At 43.3% G+C, this 17535-nt stretch carries 15 protein-coding genes; 2 read left to right on the plus strand and 13 right to left on the minus strand.

Annotation, left to right across the window (positions count from 1 at the left end; all coding sequences use genetic code 11):
- Positions 1 to 162 precede the first annotated feature (162 nt).
- The 8 genes from eno to MHI35_RS15560 all read right to left on the minus strand — a co-directional run bounded on the left by eno (position 163) and on the right by MHI35_RS15560 (position 10309).
- On the minus strand, positions 163 to 1455 hold the full coding sequence (gene eno, locus MHI35_RS15525) for a phosphopyruvate hydratase (RefSeq protein WP_012011300.1): 1293 nt from the start codon (positions 1453 to 1455) through the stop codon (positions 163 to 165).
- 29 nt (positions 1456 to 1484) lie between these two features.
- Positions 1485 to 3020, minus strand: coding sequence for a 2,3-bisphosphoglycerate-independent phosphoglycerate mutase (gene gpmI / locus MHI35_RS15530; RefSeq protein WP_335349292.1), 1536 nt, complete (start codon positions 3018 to 3020; stop codon positions 1485 to 1487).
- Positions 3013 to 3774 carry a triose-phosphate isomerase gene (tpiA, locus tag MHI35_RS15535; RefSeq protein WP_119125386.1) on the minus strand — a complete coding sequence of 254 codons (762 nt, stop codon included), beginning with the start codon at positions 3772 to 3774 and terminating at the stop codon, positions 3013 to 3015. Before tpiA ends, gpmI begins: the two co-directional genes overlap by 8 nt.
- 30 nt (positions 3775 to 3804) lie before the next feature.
- Complete coding sequence (locus MHI35_RS15540) at positions 3805 to 4989, minus strand: phosphoglycerate kinase (RefSeq protein WP_144457059.1); 1185 nt, start codon at positions 4987 to 4989, stop codon at positions 3805 to 3807.
- A 213-nt stretch (positions 4990 to 5202) separates the two neighbouring features.
- Positions 5203 to 6210, minus strand: a complete 1008-nt coding sequence (gene gap / locus MHI35_RS15545) for a type I glyceraldehyde-3-phosphate dehydrogenase (RefSeq protein WP_012011304.1) — start codon at positions 6208 to 6210, stop codon at positions 5203 to 5205.
- A gap of 31 nt (positions 6211 to 6241) precedes the next feature.
- On the minus strand, positions 6242 to 7279 hold the full coding sequence (locus MHI35_RS15550) for a sugar-binding transcriptional regulator (RefSeq protein ID WP_012011305.1): 1038 nt from the start codon (positions 7277 to 7279) through the stop codon (positions 6242 to 6244).
- Between the two features lie 314 nt (positions 7280 to 7593).
- Positions 7594 to 9009, minus strand: a complete 1416-nt coding sequence (locus tag MHI35_RS15555; protein WP_335349291.1) for an amino acid permease — start codon at positions 9007 to 9009, stop codon at positions 7594 to 7596.
- 106 nt (positions 9010 to 9115) lie between these two features.
- Positions 9116 to 10309: an ornithine--oxo-acid transaminase gene (locus MHI35_RS15560; RefSeq protein WP_144521892.1), complete on the minus strand. Its 1194-nt coding sequence runs from the start codon at positions 10307 to 10309 to the stop codon at positions 9116 to 9118.
- A gap of 209 nt (positions 10310 to 10518) precedes the next feature.
- Between MHI35_RS15560 and MHI35_RS15565 the strand changes: the two genes are divergently transcribed.
- Positions 10519 to 11961, plus strand: coding sequence for a sigma-54 interaction domain-containing protein (locus MHI35_RS15565; RefSeq protein WP_284553787.1), 1443 nt, complete (start codon positions 10519 to 10521; stop codon positions 11959 to 11961).
- A 27-nt stretch (positions 11962 to 11988) separates the two neighbouring features.
- On the opposite strand, the gene MHI35_RS15570 is transcribed toward MHI35_RS15565, so the two are convergent.
- Both MHI35_RS15570 and rpoN read right to left on the minus strand, forming a co-directional pair.
- A complete protein-coding gene (locus MHI35_RS15570) occupies positions 11989 to 12726 on the minus strand; it encodes a FadR/GntR family transcriptional regulator (RefSeq protein ID WP_335349290.1) in 738 nt (245 codons plus the stop codon).
- Between the two features lie 172 nt (positions 12727 to 12898).
- On the minus strand, positions 12899 to 14197 hold the full coding sequence (gene rpoN / locus MHI35_RS15575; protein WP_211063578.1) for an RNA polymerase factor sigma-54: 1299 nt from the start codon (positions 14195 to 14197) through the stop codon (positions 12899 to 12901).
- Between the two features lie 70 nt (positions 14198 to 14267).
- Here rpoN and yvfG point away from each other — a divergent pair, with 70 nt between their 5' ends.
- On the plus strand, positions 14268 to 14483 hold the full coding sequence (gene yvfG, locus MHI35_RS15580) for a protein YvfG (protein ID WP_003213121.1): 216 nt from the start codon (positions 14268 to 14270) through the stop codon (positions 14481 to 14483).
- 19 nt (positions 14484 to 14502) lie between these two features.
- On the opposite strand, the gene MHI35_RS15585 is transcribed toward yvfG, so the two are convergent.
- The 3 genes from MHI35_RS15585 to MHI35_RS15595 all read right to left on the minus strand — a co-directional run bounded on the left by MHI35_RS15585 (position 14503) and on the right by MHI35_RS15595 (position 17535).
- The gene (locus tag MHI35_RS15585) at positions 14503 to 15828 is read right to left on the minus strand and encodes an MATE family efflux transporter (RefSeq protein WP_144521884.1); all 1326 of its coding nucleotides are present in this window, start codon (positions 15826 to 15828) and stop codon (positions 14503 to 14505) included.
- A 62-nt stretch (positions 15829 to 15890) separates the two neighbouring features.
- Positions 15891 to 16706 (minus strand): ABC transporter ATP-binding protein, encoded by an 816-nt coding sequence (locus MHI35_RS15590; RefSeq protein WP_144521882.1) that lies wholly within the window; start codon positions 16704 to 16706, stop codon positions 15891 to 15893.
- A gap of 13 nt (positions 16707 to 16719) precedes the next feature.
- The gene (locus tag MHI35_RS15595) at positions 16720 to 17535 is read right to left on the minus strand and encodes an ABC transporter ATP-binding protein (RefSeq protein ID WP_186325034.1); all 816 of its coding nucleotides are present in this window, start codon (positions 17533 to 17535) and stop codon (positions 16720 to 16722) included.

A 17535-nucleotide genomic window follows, 5' to 3' on the forward strand; every position in this document is an offset into this window, starting at 1 on the left:
TATTGCTTATAAATGGTAAAGCTGCGTGCTTTCCCTCTGACTGAAGGACGACTTTTTACAAAAATAGGATGTGACTATTGAAACAGCTGCGGAATCTCTCTCAACACAAAAAAACGCTGCGCCCACTCTGATATAAGAGCGGAACGCAGCGCGTTGCTGGCATTATTTATTCAAGTTATAGAATGTTTCAATGCCGTGGTATTGAGCTGTTTCAGCCAATTGATCTTCGATGCGAAGTAATTGGTTGTATTTCGCCACACGGTCCGTACGAGACGGAGCACCTGTTTTGATTTGTCCAGCGTTTGTTGCAACAGCGATGTCTGCAATTGTGCTATCTTCTGTTTCACCAGAGCGGTGAGAGATAACAGCTGTGTATCCTGCACGTTTTGCCATTTCGATTGCATCAAATGTTTCAGTTAATGTACCGATTTGGTTTACTTTGATTAGGATTGAGTTACCAACGCCGTTTTTGATTCCTTCAGAAAGCTTCTTCGTATTTGTAACGAACAAGTCATCTCCTACTAACTGAACCTTGCTGCCAAGGCGCTCAGTTAATAGCTTGTGACCTTCCCAGTCGTTTTCATCAAGGCCGTCTTCGATTGAGATGATTGGGTATTTCGATACCATATCTTCATACCAGTCAACCATTTCAGCAGATGTTTTCACAACACCTTCGCCTGATAAATGATATTTACCGTCTTCTTTGTTGTAGAACTCAGAAGATGCAGCATCCATTGCAAGTTTCACTTCTTCACCTGGTTTGAAACCAGCTTTTTCAATCGCTTCAACGATTGTTTGAAGTGCTTCTTCGTTAGAACCAAGGTTTGGAGCGAATCCACCTTCGTCACCTACAGCTGTGTTTAAGCCTTTTGCACTTAATACAGATTTTAGGCTATGGAAGATTTGTGCGCCCATGCGAAGTGCTTCACGGAAGTTCGGTGCACCTACAGGCATAATCATGAATTCTTGAATGTCTACGTTGTTATCCGCATGCTCTCCGCCGTTGACGATGTTCATCATTGGTACTGGAAGCGTTTTGGAGTTGAATCCACCAAGGTATTGATAAAGTGGAATTTGTAAGAAATCAGCAGCTGCACGTGCTACAGCGATAGATACGCCAAGGATTGCGTTTGCACCTAATTTCCCTTTGTTTTCTGTTCCATCAAGTTCAATTAACATTTTGTCAATTGCTACTTGTTCAGTAACATCAAAGCCTAAAAGCTCTGGTGCAATGATTTCGTTTACGTTGTTTACAGCTGTCAGAACACCTTTTCCAAGGTAACGGTCTTTGTCTCCGTCACGTAGTTCTACTGCTTCATATTCACCTGTAGAAGCACCACTTGGTACTAGTGCACGGCCAAAGCCGCCAGATTCTGTGTAAACTTCTACTTCAACTGTTGGGTTACCGCGAGAGTCTAATACTTCGCGTGCATATACGTCAACAATGTATGGCATCGTTATTTCTCTCCTTTTGAATCAATTTGTTATTTCTGAATCAATGATGTTCCTGTCATCTCTTTTGGTTTTTCAACACCAAGTAAGTCTAAAAGCGTTGGAGATAGATCGGCTAGAATACCGCCTTCTCTAAGCGTTGCCCCTTTTTTCGTTACGATCACTGGAACAGGGTTTGTCGTATGTGCAGTATGCGGCTTTCCTTCTTCGGTAATGAGCACGTCTGCGTTACCGTGGTCTGCCGTGATGATGGCATGTCCGCCTTTTGCTAGGATTGCGTCGACAACAGCTCCTAAGCACTCATCTACTGCTTCAATGGCTTTGATTGTTGGCTCGAGCATACCTGAATGACCAACCATATCCGGGTTAGCAAAGTTCAAGATGATCGCATCATGCTTGTCAGCATTGATGTCTGCAACAAGTGCATCCTTTACCTCATAAGCGCTCATTTCTGGCTTGAGGTCATAGGTTGCCACATCTGGCGAATTGATCAAGATGCGGTCTTCACCAGGAAATTCTTCTTCACGTCCACCGCTCATAAAGAACGTCACGTGAGGATATTTCTCTGTTTCAGCAATCCGCAGCTGTTTCAATCCATTTTGCGCTAGCACTTCTCCTACTGTGTTATCCAAATTCACTGGTTTGAAGGCAACATAGCCATCAACCGTTTCACTGAAGTGTGTGAAGCAAACGAAGTGTAAATTCTTCGGATGTGCTTCTCCGCGATCAAACGAGCGGAAATCTTCATTTGTGAAAGTATTCGAAATTTGGATCGCACGGTCTGGGCGGAAGTTATAGAAAATCACAGAATCGCCGTCGTTAACTTTGGCAACTGGCTCACCATTTTCTCTCGTGATGACAGATGGAATAACGAATTCATCGTAGATTCCATTTTCATAGGAGTCATCAACGACATCATAGATGTTTTGATAACTTGGGCCTTCACCATACGCCATCGCGCGATATGCTTTCTCCACACGATCCCAGCGTTTGTCACGGTCCATTGAGTAATAGCGTCCTGAAAGTGTTGCCACTTCTCCAACACCGATTTCTTTGATTTGTTCTTCAAGCTGTTTTAAGTACACTTTAGCTGTCTTTTGACCAACATCACGTCCGTCCAAGAAGCCATGAATGTATACTTTTGTTAAGCCTTCTTTTTTCGCTAGTTTCAGCAAGGCAAAAAGATGCTGGATGTGGCTGTGCACACCGCCGTCTGACAGGAGGCCGAATAAATGAAGGGCCTTGTCATTCTCTTTTGCATAAATCATTGCCTCTAGGAACGTTTCATTTTTCTCAAATTCCCCATCACGAATGGCAACATTCACTCTTGTTAAGCTTTGATACACAATGCGTCCTGCACCGATGTTCAAATGCCCAACTTCAGAGTTCCCCATTTGACCTTGCGGGAGGCCTACTGCCTCACCTGAAGCCGTTAAGGTTTGATGCGGGAATTCGTTCCAGTAGCGGTCGAAGTTCGGTTTCTTTGCTTGGGCAACAGCGTTACCGACTGTTTCGCCTCTTAAACCGAATCCGTCTAAGATGATTAATGCAGCTGGTTTCTTACTCATATTGACCTTCCTCCAATAATTGAACGAAAGACTGAGGTTCTAAGCTTGCGCCGCCTACCAAAGCACCGTCAATATCGGATTCTGCCATATATTCTTTAATATTCGCAGGTTTCACGCTTCCGCCATATTGAATGCGAAGGCTGTCTGCCGCTTCTTGACCATATTCGCTTGCAACCGTTTGACGGATATGCGCGCAAACATCGTTTGCATCTTTCGCTGTAGAAGATTTCCCTGTACCGATTGCCCAAATTGGCTCATATGCGATAACAGATTCAGCGACTTGCTGAGTTGTGAAACCAGCTAGTGCTTTCTTCACTTGATCAGCAACAAGTTCATTTGTTTTGCCAGCTTCACGCTCTTCAAGCGTTTCACCTACACAGATAATTGGAACGATGCCATGCTTGAATGCAGCATGTGCTTTTTTGTTCACTGTTTCATCTGTTTCAGCAAAGAACTCGCGGCGCTCTGAATGACCGATCACTGAGTAGCCGATGCCAAGATCTTTTAGTGCAGCTGGGCTGATTTCACCAGTGAATGCACCATTTTCTTCAAAGTGCATGTTTTGTGCACCAATTTTAAGGTCTGTTCCGTTAGAAAGGCTGTTGAGCTTTTCAAGGAAAAGGGCTGGCGCACAGACAATTGCTTCCACTTTGTCAGGAGATGGAATGGATGACTTGACTTCTTCAACGAAGCTAACCGCTTCGCCAAGTGTTTTGTTCATTTTCCAGTTCCCAGCTATAATTGGTTTTCTCATGATTGACACTTCCTTATAGCAGTTTTGGTCTTATTTATCGTTTAATGCAGTAACACCTGGAAGCTCTTTGCCTTCCATAAATTCAAGTGAAGCACCGCCGCCTGTAGAAATATGGCTCATCTGATCAGCAAGACCAAATTTCTCAACAGCTGCTGCTGAATCTCCACCGCCAATGACAGAATATGTATCTTTTGCTTCTGCCAGTGCTTCTGCGATTGCTTTTGTTCCTTTAGCGAATGCGTCGATTTCAAATACACCCATTGGTCCGTTCCAAACAACAAGTTTGCTGTTTTTAATCACATCAGCGTACTTGCTTATTGTCTCTGTTCCAATATCAAGTGCTTCTAGATCACTTGGAATTTCAGAGATTGGCACAATGCTCGTATTTGCATCATTTGAAAAATCGTCGGCTACCAGAACATCTGTTGGAATCAGGAAGTTCACGCCTTTTTCTTTTGCACGGTCCATAAAGGATTTCGCTAAATCAACTTTGTCTTCTTCTAATAAAGATTTTCCCACTTCGTGGCCTAGTGCTTTCACAAATGTGTAAGCAAGTCCGCCGCCGATGATGAGGTTGTCCACTTTATCAAGAAGACTTTCAATCACACCGATTTTATCCTTTACTTTTGCGCCACCAATAATCGCTGTAAATGGGCGATCAGGGTTTGAAATGGCTTTTCCTAGAACCTCAAGCTCTTTTTGCATGAGGAAGCCCGAAACAGCCGGAAGATATGCTGCAATACCAGCAGTGGATGCATGTGCACGGTGTGCAGCACCGAACGCATCATTGACATACACATCAGCTAAATCAGCAAATGCTTTTGATAGTTCAGGATCGTTCTTTTCTTCACCAGGATAGAAACGAACGTTTTCAAGCACTAGCACATCTCCTTCTTTTAAATCAGAGATTTGCTTTTTCACGTTGTCGCCGTAAGCTTCATCTGCTTTTTTCACTTCTTGTCCAAGAAGCTCTTGCAGACGTTTCGCTACAGGTGTCAGACGCAATTCTTCAGTAACTTGACCTTTCGGACGACCCAAATGACTAGCTAGTAGTACCTTTGCGCCTTGTCCTGTTAAATACTCAATCGTTGGTAATGCTGCGCGAATACGAGTATCATCCGTCACTTTTCCGTCTTTCATTGGAACGTTAAAATCTACGCGGCAGAACACAACTTTACCTTTTACGTCAATGTCTTTTACTGATTTCTTATTCATGCTCGTCAGGAGATCCTCCTTTATTCTGGTTTCCTTACGCATTGGACAAGTCTCTCTTTATCCTTTTCCCATTTTGCCCTCATCAAAACGAGAAATCGTGCAGAACGGATAAAAACAGAGAAAAAGGGAAAGGGATGCTTCCCCTTCCCTTGTCCGTCTTCATTATATCGTGTCTCTAGGAAAGAACCAAGTGAGTTCCTTCAGTGTGACAAATTAAAGACCTTGTTTTGCAATGTAAGCTGCAAGGTCAACAACGCGGTGAGAATATCCACTCTCGTTATCGTACCAAGAAATGACTTTCACCATGCTGCCTTCCATTACCATTGTAGAAAGAGCATCGATTGTTGAAGAGTTTGCATTACCATTGTAGTCACCAGATACTAATGGCTCTTCGCTGTAGCCAAGGATTCCATTAAGTTCTCCTTCAGCTGCTTCTTTAAGTGCTGCATTTACATCTTCAGCCGTTACATCTTGGTTTAATTCAGCTACAAGGTCAACTAAAGAAACGTTAGGTGTTGGAACACGCATAGCGCCACCGTTTAATTTACCTTTAAGTTCAGGCAATACAAGTGAAACAGCTTTCGCAGCACCTGTAGAAGTTGGGATGATGTTTTCCGCAGCTGCACGAGCACGACGGTAGTCTTTGTGCGGAAGATCAAGAATTTGTTGGTCATTTGTGTATGAGTGAACTGTTGTCATCATACCGCGTTTAATACCAAATTTATCGTTAAGTACTTTTGCAAATGGAGCTAAGCAGTTTGTTGTACAAGATGCATTAGAGATGACATCGTGGCTAGCTGCATCGTATTTGTCTTCGTTGACACCCATAACGATTGTGATATCTTCTTCGTTAGCAGGAGCAGAGATGATGACTTTTTTAGCGCCAGCTTCTAAGTGTTTTGCAGCGTCTGCACGTTTTGTGAAGAATCCAGTAGATTCAACAACGATTTCTACGCCTTGTTTACCCCAGCTTAATTTCGCAGGGTCACGCTCAGCTGATACTTCGATTGTTTTACCGTTCACTACTAAGTTCGTACCGTCTACAGAAACCTCTGCATCTAGTTTTCCGTGAACAGAGTCATATTGTAAAAGGTGTGCAAGCATGTTAGCGTCTGTTAGATCGTTAACCGCTACTACCTCAACTTCAGGATTGTTTAATGCTGCACGAAATACGTTACGTCCAATACGTCCAAATCCGTTAATACCGACTTTTACTGCCATGATGTTTCCTCCTTTTATAGGTCACAATGTTTTATATTGAGGGATCAATTGACTCCCTTAATAACTCTTTTGCGGCTCCTTCGTCTGTGACGAGAACCGTTCGGCGGGGTTTTTTGAAATAAGCTTCAATGGCCCCTGCCTTTGATGATCCACCTGCAACAGCAATGATGTGTGGAATGCTTTCTAAATCATCTAACTGCATGCCGACGGAGTGCACTTTGTGGACGACCTCACCATCACGGTTAAAGTAATAGCCAAAGGCCTCTGTCACTGCGTCATGCTCATCAATCTTTTTTAAATCTTCAGCTGGTGTGTTTCGTCTCATCGCCATTGTTTTTGCTTCACCGATTCCATGAATAAGCATCGTGGATGATTTAATCGTTTGAAGCACTTCTTTGACGGACGGCTCTTCAATAATGGAAGAGTAAGCACCTTCTGATAACTGTCCTGGAACAAACAGCAGTTTGTAAGTACCGGAAGCTTTTTCAGCCATGTGGGCACAAATGGTGTTTGCCTGATTTTTTACATTCTCCCCAAGACCGCCTCTTGCAGGGACAAACATCATGTCTCTGTTTTTGGCATCAGGGGTCATCATTTCGGCAACGGCTTCCATCGTCGTTCCGCCAGTGACGGCGACGATATTATTTCCAGTAAACCTTTTTTTCATACATTGCACAGCAGCTCTTCCCATTTCTTGCTTTACCCACGGGGATTCGTCACTGTCACCAGAAACGATCATGACTTCTTCTAGGCCTAACTTCCTCTTTAATGTATTTTCCAAAAAGGTTAAACCTAAAACGTCCTTCATCATTCCTTCAAGCATTTCAAGCAAAGCATGACCTTCACTCGTCAGCATCATGCCGCTCGTTTTGACATCCAGCAGATTTTGCTCTTTTAAAAACTGAACTTCAGCTCTTAAGATGCGTTCGCTGAGACCTAGACTCGTCGCAAGGCTTCTGCGGCCGATTGGTTCAGCTAACCTGATGTATTGCAAAATGTCATAGCGTTTTTGCATAACTGTGAGAAGATCTGGCAATAATTTTTTTTGAGCTTCCAATAAACGATTCATGGCTAACGACCCTTTCTTTTCACGTTGGACTAAAAAAGTCCCACTGTGACAAAAAACGTCCCGCCACAGCCAAAAAAAATCAATCCCTGCTTTCTTTAATTATTTTAACAGGATAATCTTGCATTTTCAACTCCTACAAACACATTTAGACAAAAAATAGACACATTTTCATCGGTAACCTGCTTGTCATCAAGGTTCTTGCTATGATATTTCTTTTCAAGATATTTTATTTTCTTCTATATTGAATGAATTCAGCCATGAAAGTGTGCATGCGTAAGAGGTCCGCATGCACATTTTTTTGTATAGTCGATCTTTTATGTTTTTGGAATTCCTTCCTCTTCGGCGAAACGCTTTGCCTCTTCCTTCGGTTTGATTTTGAGATAATAAATGATATAGCAGGCAGCCATAAACGGTACGCCGCAATAAAGGCCAATCCGCTGATCCTCAATAAAGAATAAGCTGATGAGCACGATGCCAAAAGCGATGAAGCCTGCTAGTGGGACAAAAGGATAGAGCGGTGTACGGAAGACGAGATCCTTTACATCTCCACCGTCTTTTATGAATTGTTTTCTAAAGAAATATTGAGACAAACAAATGGACATCCACACGACAACAAGAACCATTCCAGAAATTGAAATAAGCCACACGTACACCGTTTTTGGCGCCACAACACTTGTAAGCAGAGATAGAGCGGATACACCCATTGTCACCAATAATGCATTGATCGGGATTTTACGCTTGGACAGTTTTTTCGTAAAACCGGGTCCTTTTCCGTCCTTTGAAAGTGACCAGAGCATACGTGATGATGCATACAATCCAGAGTTTGCTACAGATAAGACAGCTGTGATGATAATAAAATTCATGATATCTGCAGCATATGGGATGCCGACCTTGTCCAGCACGACCACAAACGGACTGTCGACAGCGCCTGCTGTCTGCCATGGAAGGAGTGCGGCTAGAACCGCAATGGATAAAACGAAAAAGACCATTGTTCTCCAAATAATGTTTCGTATTGATCGAGGCAATGTTTTTTCAGGGCTTTCACTCTCACCTGCTGCGATCCCTACAAGTTCCGTTCCTTGAAAGGAGAAATTGACCGTGACCATAGTTAATAAAATAGCAAAAACACCATTAGGAAATAGTCCGCCATGATCCGTCAAATGATGAAATAAAGGGGCTGGTTCCCCGCCTTTTAAATGAATCATTCCGAAAATTGCGCCAATTCCGATGATAATAAACAATAGGATGGCCGCAACCTTGATGGCTGAAAACCAAAACTCCGTTTCAGCGAAGCTGCGAGCAGAGATGGCATTCACGGCAAATAATATGACGCTAAATGCTAGACACCAAAGCCAAACTGGAATATCTGGAAACCACCTTTGGAGCAATATGCCTGCTGATGTAAACTCCAGACCAATCGTACACGCCCAGCTAAACCAATACAGCCAGCCGATCATAAAACCTGTGGACGGGCCGATATATTTGGTTGCATATTCCTGAAAGGAACCGGCGGTCGGCATCGCCACTGCTAATTCTCCAAGACACAGCATGACCAAATACATTAAAAATCCGCCAATGATAAACGATAGAATGGCTCCCCCTGGTCCTGCCTGATGGATAATCAGTCCTGATCCAAGGAAAAGACCCGTACCGATGACGCCGCCTAGGGCAATCATAAAGAGATGTCTGCTTTTCATGGAACGCTCTAATTCATTATGCTGTTCTTGCATCAAATCCACTTCCCCACTTTCTCTCTTCTATTCAGCATCCTTTGACAAAATTCGCTGTTTGTTGAAAAAGAAAGGGAGAAAGTGAAGCGTCCTCCCCCTTTGCCATTTAAGCTTGAAACAATGCTTCAATATGACCAATCGCCCAGTCTAAATCTTCTTTTGAAATGGTCAGCGGTGGTGCAAAACGGATAACTGTTTCATGGGTTTCCTTACATAACAAACCTGCTTGTTTTAGCTTTTCACAATAAGGTCTAGCTGCCTCTGTCAGCTCCATGCCTATAAATAGCCCGCGTCCGCGCACTTCTTTAATCATAGGACTTTGAATGCGTGACAATTTGTCTTTGAAATATTCACCAAGCTCCATAGAGCGTGCTGCAAGTTTTTCGTCGATTAAGACATCCAGTGCAGCAAGTGACACCGCACATGCAAGTGGATTTCCTCCAAAAGTAGACCCATGAGAACCGGGGTTAAACACACCTAAAATATCACGGTTTGCTACGACACATGAGATTGGGAATACTCCGCCGCCTAAAGCTTTCCCAAGAATCAGCATATCTGGCTCAATGTCTTCCCAATCACAAGCAAACATCTTACCTGTTCGTGCTAATCCCACTTGAATTTCATCTGCAATGAACAGCACATGTTCTTGTTCACAAAGCGCTTTTGCATCTTTCAAGAAACCTTCTGGCGGCATGACAATACCTGCTTCACCTTGAATTGGTTCAATGAGGAAAGCCGCTGTCTGTGGTGTGATGGCTTCACGTAACGCTTCAATATCTCCGTAAGGAATTAGCTTAATTCCAGGAAGCATTGGACCGAAACCTCTTTGATATTCTGCTTCTGAGGAAAGAGACACAGCCGTCATCGTTCTCCCATGGAAATTGCCAACACACGCAATGATTTCGGCACGATTTTCTTCGATTCCCTTTACATCATAGCCCCAGCGTCTTGCGGCTTTTACGGCTGTTTCTACAGCCTCAGCACCTGTATTCATTGGGAGTGCCATGTCTTTATTCGTCAGTTTGCAAATTTTCTCATACCAAGGGCCAAGCTGATCATTATGAAAGGCTCTCGATGTGAGTGTCACACGGTCTGCCTGCTTTTTTAGCGCTTCAATGATGCGGGGATGGCGATGTCCTTGGTTCACTGCGGAATACGCACTTAGCATATCCATATATCGATTGCCTTCAGGGTCTGTCACCCACACTCCCTCAGCCTCTGATATGACAATCGGCAGTGGATGATAGTTTGCCGCTCCATATTGTTCTGTTTGTTGAATCAATTCATTTGTCTGTGTCATCATCTATTCCTCCTTCTATCAGGTAGCTTCTTTCATTTGGATACATCTTCACCCATATGTTATGCAAGGATCGTGCCAACTTTCTGACCGCTTGATCACAAGGATCTAAATCACCCATTGAGCAAACTTTCTTTGCACATGCCAAATTTTTTAGAGGAAACCGCAAAATTTTTCATGTAAAATAGAAGTAACGTCAGGAGGTGGTGCAAGTGAAAAAAGATCTGCATACCGCAAAGCTTGAAAATGAGATTGATTTATATAAACAAATGCTCGATTTAATTGATGTCGGTGTTCATGCAATTGATGAGAATGGACATACAGTTGTTTATAATAAAAAAATGATGGAGATTGAGTCTTTAAAACGCTCTGATGTTCTCCATAAAAATGTACTCGATTTCTTCGCCTTTCAAGATGAAATGCACAGTACACTTGTCCAAGCGCTACGTACCGGAAAACAAACCGTACATGCCAAGCAGACGTATCATAATTACAATGGAAAAGAAATTACAACGATTAACCATACATATCCGCTCGTTCGAGACGGTCTCATTCAAGGGGCTGTTGAAATTTCGAATGATGTGACCAAGCTTGAACGGCTGATTCATCACAATATGAAGAAAAAAGGAAGCACTCGCTTTACCTTCGACTCCATTATTGGACAAAGCCCTGCATTTTTAGAGGTGATTGAGCATGCGAAACGAGCGACACGCACCTCTTCTTATGTGCTCATTGTTGGCGAAACAGGGACTGGGAAAGAACTGTTTGCTCAAAGCATTCATAACGGCAGCAGCCGGTCATCTGGACCATTTATTACTCAAAATTGTGCGGCACTGCCTGATAATCTGATTGAAAGTCTGCTTTTTGGTACACAAAAAGGGGCTTTTACAGGAGCAGCTGATCAGCCTGGCTTATTTGAGCAGGCACAAGGAGGAACCTTGCTTTTAGATGAGATCAACTCATTAAATCCTCATCTTCAAGCAAAACTACTGCGCGTCTTACAGGAGAAACGCGTGAGAAGGCTTGGCAGCACAAAGGAAATCGCTGTTGATGTAAGAGTGATTGCTAATATGAACGAGGACCCTGTGGATGCCATCGCTGGTGGACGCATGCGTAAGGATTTATTTTATCGTCTCGGTATTGTCACCTTATTTATTCCGCCGCTTTCTGAACGAAAAGAGGACATTCCTACGTTTGTGAATCACTTTATTCAAAAATATAATGAGCTGTTTCAAATGAAGGTGAAGACGGCTGATGAAGAGGTACTTGCCCTTTTTAAGGCGTATGATTGGCCAGGCAATGTAAGAGAACTGGAACATGTGATTGAGGCGGGGATGAATATGATGATGGATGAAGACGAATTAAGTATGCATCACCTTCCCTATCATTTTCGATTTAAGCAAATGGAAAGCCGTCCTCCCGCGCAATTGCAAACAAATTCTTTGCAGCAAACCGTAGCTGCTGACACCTTTGTCTATACAAGCCCTGAACAAACGACTGATTTTCAAACCCAAATGGAACGATTCGAAAAACAATACATCGTCCATTACTTAGAAAAAATGGACGATAATATTTCACAGACTGCAAAGTTATTGGGCATGAGCAGGCAAAGTCTGCAATATCGAATGAAAAAGCTACATATTTCTCGTCAATAAGAGAGCTGTGCCATCATTCGGCACAGCTTATTGTGTATCTGACTGTTCTGCTGGTTTTTGTAGCACATCACCGAGCAAGTTTTCTACATTTTTCAAATGCGTAAGCATCGCTTTCTCTGCTTCTTCTGGCTGCCTTGCCATAACGGCTTTGTAAATTTGTTCATGTTCTTCGTAAAGCTTCCGAATGGAGGCTTTCGTTGAGAATAACACGACTTTTCTCGTTTCCCGCATCGTTTCGACTAACAAGGTTGAGACTTGATTCATTAACACCTTTAATACATCATTCTTCGAGGCTTTGGCTAAAGCAAGATGGAAGGTGAGATCTGCCTCTTCACCAATTTCTTCCTGGGCTTCTGCTTGCTTCATTTGTTCGAGTGCATCACGCAGCTGATGAAGGTCATCGTCCGTCCGAAGCAGCGCCGCCTTTTTGACAGCACCTGTTTCAATAATCGTTCTCACTTCAAGGAGCTGTCTGACATCATGCTGCTTCATTAAAAATGCAGGAGATAAAGAAAATGCGAGCTGTTCAGGATCGAACTGCTTCACATAGGTGCCTTCCCCTTGTTTCATCTCTATTAATCCGATCGCTTTGAGAGCAGACAGCGCCTCTCTCACAGCGGAACGGCTGACTTGAAAGCTTTCTGAGAGCGCTTGAACCGAATCTAATTTTTCTCCCGGAAGAAGCTCACCCGTACGAATGGATTCGATTAATGCATCCGCAATTTCTTCGTATATTTTTTTGGTTTTGATTTGTTTATATTTCAATTGGTCTCACCTCATCACTGTTGTCTACCCTTTTCGGCTCATGCCCTATCTTATACTTTACCCCAAAATTTCCGTTCACACGTCTCCCCGATTTAATTTTCAAAAAATCTTCTGTATGCCTCGCTTCCAACTAAAAAAAAGCACCTGCCATGTTTCTGGCAAGTACTTCATTTTAATCATAGCGCTTCCGCAGTGTAGATGATGGAAGATTCATTTGTTCACGATATTTCGCAATGGTTCTGCGGGACACTCGGATGCCAAAGGTTTGCTGTAGTTGTGTCATCATTTGCTGATCTGAATACGGTTTTTTCTTGTTTTCCGTTTGGATCAGCTCTGCGATGTACGTCTTGACTGTGTAGCTAGATGCCTCTTCCAGCGAGGGTCCTTCTAGCTTTGCTTGGAAAAATTGTTTCATTTCCATGAGACCATAAGGGGTTTGCACCATTTTCCCTTTCACCGTTCGGCTGACTGTGGACTCATGCACTTGCAATATATCTGCGATCCGCTTCATCGTAAGCGGTTTCATTTTATGTTTCCCTGTAAGGAAAAAATCCGTCTGATGTAAGATAATCTCACGAACGACATGGGTCATCGTTTGTTTTCTTTGCTTCAGTGCTTGAACAAGCCAATTGTACTGCTGCTCTTTTTCCTTTAGATACACATATGCTTCATGACGCTTTTGGTCTTGAATCATGGCGAAGTATCTTTCATTCATTTCAACATCTGGGAAAGCGCGCTGATTCAGCTCAAATGTAATGTGATCCTGCACGACAGTAATCGTCACATCCGGCTCTATATACATATGGTCTTCTTCATATGAGAAATGGATGCCTGGTCTTGGTTCAAGCTGGGACACCTCATCTTGTACTGCTTGAAGTGTTTTCATAGAAATGCCTGTTTTCGCCGCGATTTCCTTCCAAGCCTTTCTTGCAAAGAGAAAAAAGTGCTCATCGATGATCAGCTCGGCTTCGTACCAGCGTTCCTTTTTTCTTCTTAGCTGAAGCAGGATGCATTCTTGTAATGATCTCGCCCCAATACCAGCAGGCTCTAGCGATTGAAGCTGATGAAGGACGGCTTCCACTTCTTCAGCTGACACCTTTAAGACAGCTGCCATCTCGTCAACCGGTTCATTTAAATAGCCGTTGGAATCAATGGACTCGATCATAAAATGAAAGATCCTTTGATTCTTTTCACTTAGATTTAAATCAATGGCTTGTTTCTTTAAATACATTTGCAGGCTTTCTTTTTGATGCGTTCGATACGGCTCTGTCATTCGGTCTTGAGATTTTTTATGATAAACTGGTTGATAGCTGTCCGTGTCTTTCCGCTCAATCAGAGGGTTCTCAAGCGCTAACTGGTCAAGATACTCGCCAAGCTCAGTGCTATTCAGCTGGAGCAATGTAATGGCCTGCCTGAGTTCTTGTGTGAGCACCTGCTTTAATACTTGTTCTTGCTGCAGATTAAGGCTCATTGTCTCCCCTCCCTCTCATCATTTTACATGAAGATTGACGGACCGTATATACGAAATAGGAGTGATTTCCATGTCTGAACTTTTTTCCGTTCCATACTTTGTTGACAACTTGAAACAGCACATTGCCATGAATCAAAATGAAGACAAAATTCATGCGATGAATGCCTATTACCGCTCAGTGGTGTCAACACTTGTACAAGATCAGCTGACCAAAAACGCTGTGGTTTTGAAGCGTATTCAGCATCTTGATGAGGCATATCAAAAGGTGAAAAAAGAAAGTGAATGAACGAAAAAAACACCCTTCGTCATAATGGCAAAGGGTGTTTTTCGTTTGCGAAAAGTTTCTGATCAAGCCTTGATTTGTACATCATCAAAAAGCCAGACCGTCCAACTGTATAGATGATAAAGGCAAACCATAATCCGTGATTGTGCCAAATAGGCGTAACTGCTGCTTGAACAACGATAAACAAGACCATCGCAAACAGCATCGAATTTCTGACAGGGGCAATTTCTGTCGCACCTGTAAATACGCCGTATATGACCAAACCGAAACAAGCGGCAAACGGATAGAGAACGAGCCAGTCTGCATAGCCTAATGTCACATCTAGAAGACGCGGGAGATTTGTAAACAAGCCCAAGATCGGCTCTTTTAAAAGAAAATAAACCGACGCAATGAGGCAAGCCATAACAAGTGCCCACTGCCTTGAAAGGGTTAAAGTTCTCTCATAAAGGGTGCGGTCATTTGCTCCAACTGATCTGCCCACAAGGATGCTGGATGCATTGGCAAAACCATCGAACAAATAAGCCATGATGTAGTGAATTTGAAATAAGATGGCATTGGCGGCTAGCATCTCTGTTCCAAAAGAAGCACCTTTTGCTGTAAACATGTTAATCACGACGAGCAGACAAATCGTTCGAATAAATAAATCTTTATTCACATGAAACATTTTCTGCACTGCCTGTGCATCCATGATTTTCTTAATAGAAGGCATCTGGAATCCGTTTTTTGAATGCTTCATAATGATCCATGCGCCTAGCACAAAGGCGGTTAATTCAGATATCAATGTTGCAGCCGCCACTCCTTTGACTGCAAACGAAAACACATGAACAAGCAGAAGGGCAAGGACCATATTCATGACATTGATCAAGATTTGTAAAGAGAGGGCTTCTTTCATTTTTGCCATTCCCATTAGCCAGCCTAATATCACATAATTCATCAAGGTAAACGGCGCACCCCAAATCCGAATATGAAAGTAATCTGCTGCAAATTGCCGAACATCCGCTGCAGGAGAGATCACGAGAAAAGCAGATTGAATAATAGGCCATTGCAGAGCAATAAAACAAAGGCCGACAATGATGGCGATTAAAAAGGGTCTTAGAAAAGCAAGTACGCCCTGCTCTTCACTCTGCGCCCCGTTTGCCTGAGCGGCAAAAGCAGATGTACTCACCCGCAAAAAACCAAAGAGCCAATAGAGTGTACTGAAAATAAGACTGCCAACCGCGACGCCTCCAATATAGGCGGGATTGGCAAGCTGACCGACAACAGCTGTATCAACAGCTCCAAGTAATGGTGTGGTCATCGTTGAGATGGTTAAAGGAATGGCTAAAGCTAAATACGCTCGATGGTTCACGATGACACCTGCCTTTCATGAAAAATAGCCTCTTCTAAAAGAGGCATTGCTGAAATAAAGAATTATCGAACCGGTCTGCCAATCGTTCGGGACAAAGGATGGTCTGCGAGCATTGCATCTCTCATCTTTTGCACCGATTTCTCTTCTGATGAAAAGAAATCATCCTTTGATCGAAATTGAGCAACAAGTTCACCTCGATCTAATATCGCCAATTGATCACTTAAGTGATAGGCTGCCGTCATATCATGTGTAATAAATAAGTAAGCGACACCTAGTTCCTTCTTTAATTCTACTAATAAATCTAAAATGACACCCTGTGTGACCATGTCTAAGCTGCTGACGGATTCATCCAGCACAACGAGCTTTGGCTGTAGCAATAAGGCTCTTGCAATGTTGATCCTTTGCAGCTGGCCTCCGCTGAATTGATGGGGATATTTAGACAAGTCCTTTTCACTGAGCCCGACTCTTTCCAGCCAAGGGATGAGCACGCTTTTGCGTTCTTTTCGGCTCATGGTTTCATAGTTTTCAAGCGGCTCGGATAAAATTTGTTCGACTGTCCATCTTGGATTCACCGCCGAGTACGAATCTTGAAACACCGCTTGCACATGCCGGCGATAATGTTTGCGTGTTCGTTGATCTGCACAATATATATCCTGCCCTTCAAAAAGGACCTGACCGGCTTTCGGCTTCTCTAGGCCGAGTATGATACGGCCTAGCGTGCTTTTCCCTGCGCCGCTTTGCCCCAGCAATCCGACGCACGTGCCTTCTTCAATGATTAAATCGACGCCGTTTAAAACTTGGTCTGCGCCTTTTTTTCTCATCAGAAACGACCGGTTGTTGTATGAATGACTAACTGCTTTCACTTCTAATAAATGCAAGGGTCTTCTCACCTCAAATCGGGCAAACAGCTGGGATGGATGGACGAGCTGCTAATAGTTTCTTTGTATAATCATGCTTTGGGTTTTCAAAAAGCTCCAGCACTTCTGCTTGTTCTACTATTTCTCCCTGCCTCATGACAACAACATGATCTGCCATTTCTGCAATGACGCCAAGGTCGTGAGTAATGAGCAAAATGGCGGTTCCATACTCATGACGAATGTGGTTCAGATGCTCCAGCACCAGCTTCTGCGTGTGTACATCTAAAGCAGTTGTTGGTTCATCTGCTATGAGGAGAGGCGGGTGCATACAGGCAGCCATGGCAATCATGACACGTTGCAGCATGCCGCCGCTTAGTTCAAAAGGATACTTGTTTAACAGCTTGTCTGGTTTTGGCAGATTCATCTGCGCTAACGCATCCATTGCCTTCGCTTTTGCCTGCCTTTTACTAACAGTGGTATGCCGGCGGATGGTCTCAATCAGCTGATGACCGATCGTCCATACAGGGGTAAAGCTGTTCATTGGATTTTGCATAATATACGAGATGTCCTTACCCCGAATAGAGCGCATATCCCTTTCACTCATACCGATCAATTCTCGTCCTTGTAATGTGATGCTGCCAGTAACATCCGTTGTTTTCCGGTCAAGCATATGTAAGATCGACATACTTGTGACTGTTTTCCCGCAGCCGCTCTCACCTATTAATCCAACGATTTGACCTCGTCCTACTTCAAACGATACGTCCTGAATAAGAGAGGTTGTCCCATGAGGCGTTTTCGTCTGCACATGCAGGTTCTCTATTTGTAAAATGGAATCTTGCACATTGATCAT

Origin of the sequence: Bacillus sp. FSL K6-3459, assembly GCF_038003305.1 — a bacterium.
Lineage (GTDB): Bacteria > Bacillota > Bacilli > Bacillales > Bacillaceae > Bacillus > Bacillus pumilus_O.

What these genes read in the sequence shown, in the direction of transcription:
- eno (WP_012011300.1), bottom strand. Translation starts at nt 1,455, where the DNA reads ATGCCATACATTGTTGACGTATATGCACGCGAAGTATTAGACTCTCGC.
- gpmI (WP_335349292.1), bottom strand. Translation starts at nt 3,020, where the DNA reads ATGAGTAAGAAACCAGCTGCATTAATCATCTTAGACGGATTCGGTTTA.
- tpiA (WP_119125386.1), bottom strand. Translation starts at nt 3,774, where the DNA reads ATGAGAAAACCAATTATAGCTGGGAACTGGAAAATGAACAAAACACTT.
- MHI35_RS15540 (WP_144457059.1), bottom strand. Translation starts at nt 4,989, where the DNA reads ATGAATAAGAAATCAGTAAAAGACATTGACGTAAAAGGTAAAGTTGTG.
- gap (WP_012011304.1), bottom strand. Translation starts at nt 6,210, where the DNA reads ATGGCAGTAAAAGTCGGTATTAACGGATTTGGACGTATTGGACGTAAC.
- MHI35_RS15550 (WP_012011305.1), bottom strand. Translation starts at nt 7,279, where the DNA reads ATGAATCGTTTATTGGAAGCTCAAAAAAAATTATTGCCAGATCTTCTC.
- MHI35_RS15555 (WP_335349291.1), bottom strand. Translation starts at nt 9,009, where the DNA reads ATGCAAGAACAGCATAATGAATTAGAGCGTTCCATGAAAAGCAGACAT.
- MHI35_RS15560 (WP_144521892.1), bottom strand. Translation starts at nt 10,309, where the DNA reads ATGACACAGACAAATGAATTGATTCAACAAACAGAACAATATGGAGCG.
- rpoN (WP_211063578.1), bottom strand. Translation starts at nt 14,197, where the DNA reads ATGAGCCTTAATCTGCAGCAAGAACAAGTATTAAAGCAGGTGCTCACA.
- yvfG (WP_003213121.1), top strand. Translation starts at nt 14,268, where the DNA reads ATGTCTGAACTTTTTTCCGTTCCATACTTTGTTGACAACTTGAAACAG.
- MHI35_RS15595 (WP_186325034.1), bottom strand. Translation starts at nt 17,535, where the DNA reads ATGATCAATGTGCAAGATTCCATTTTACAAATAGAGAACCTGCATGTG.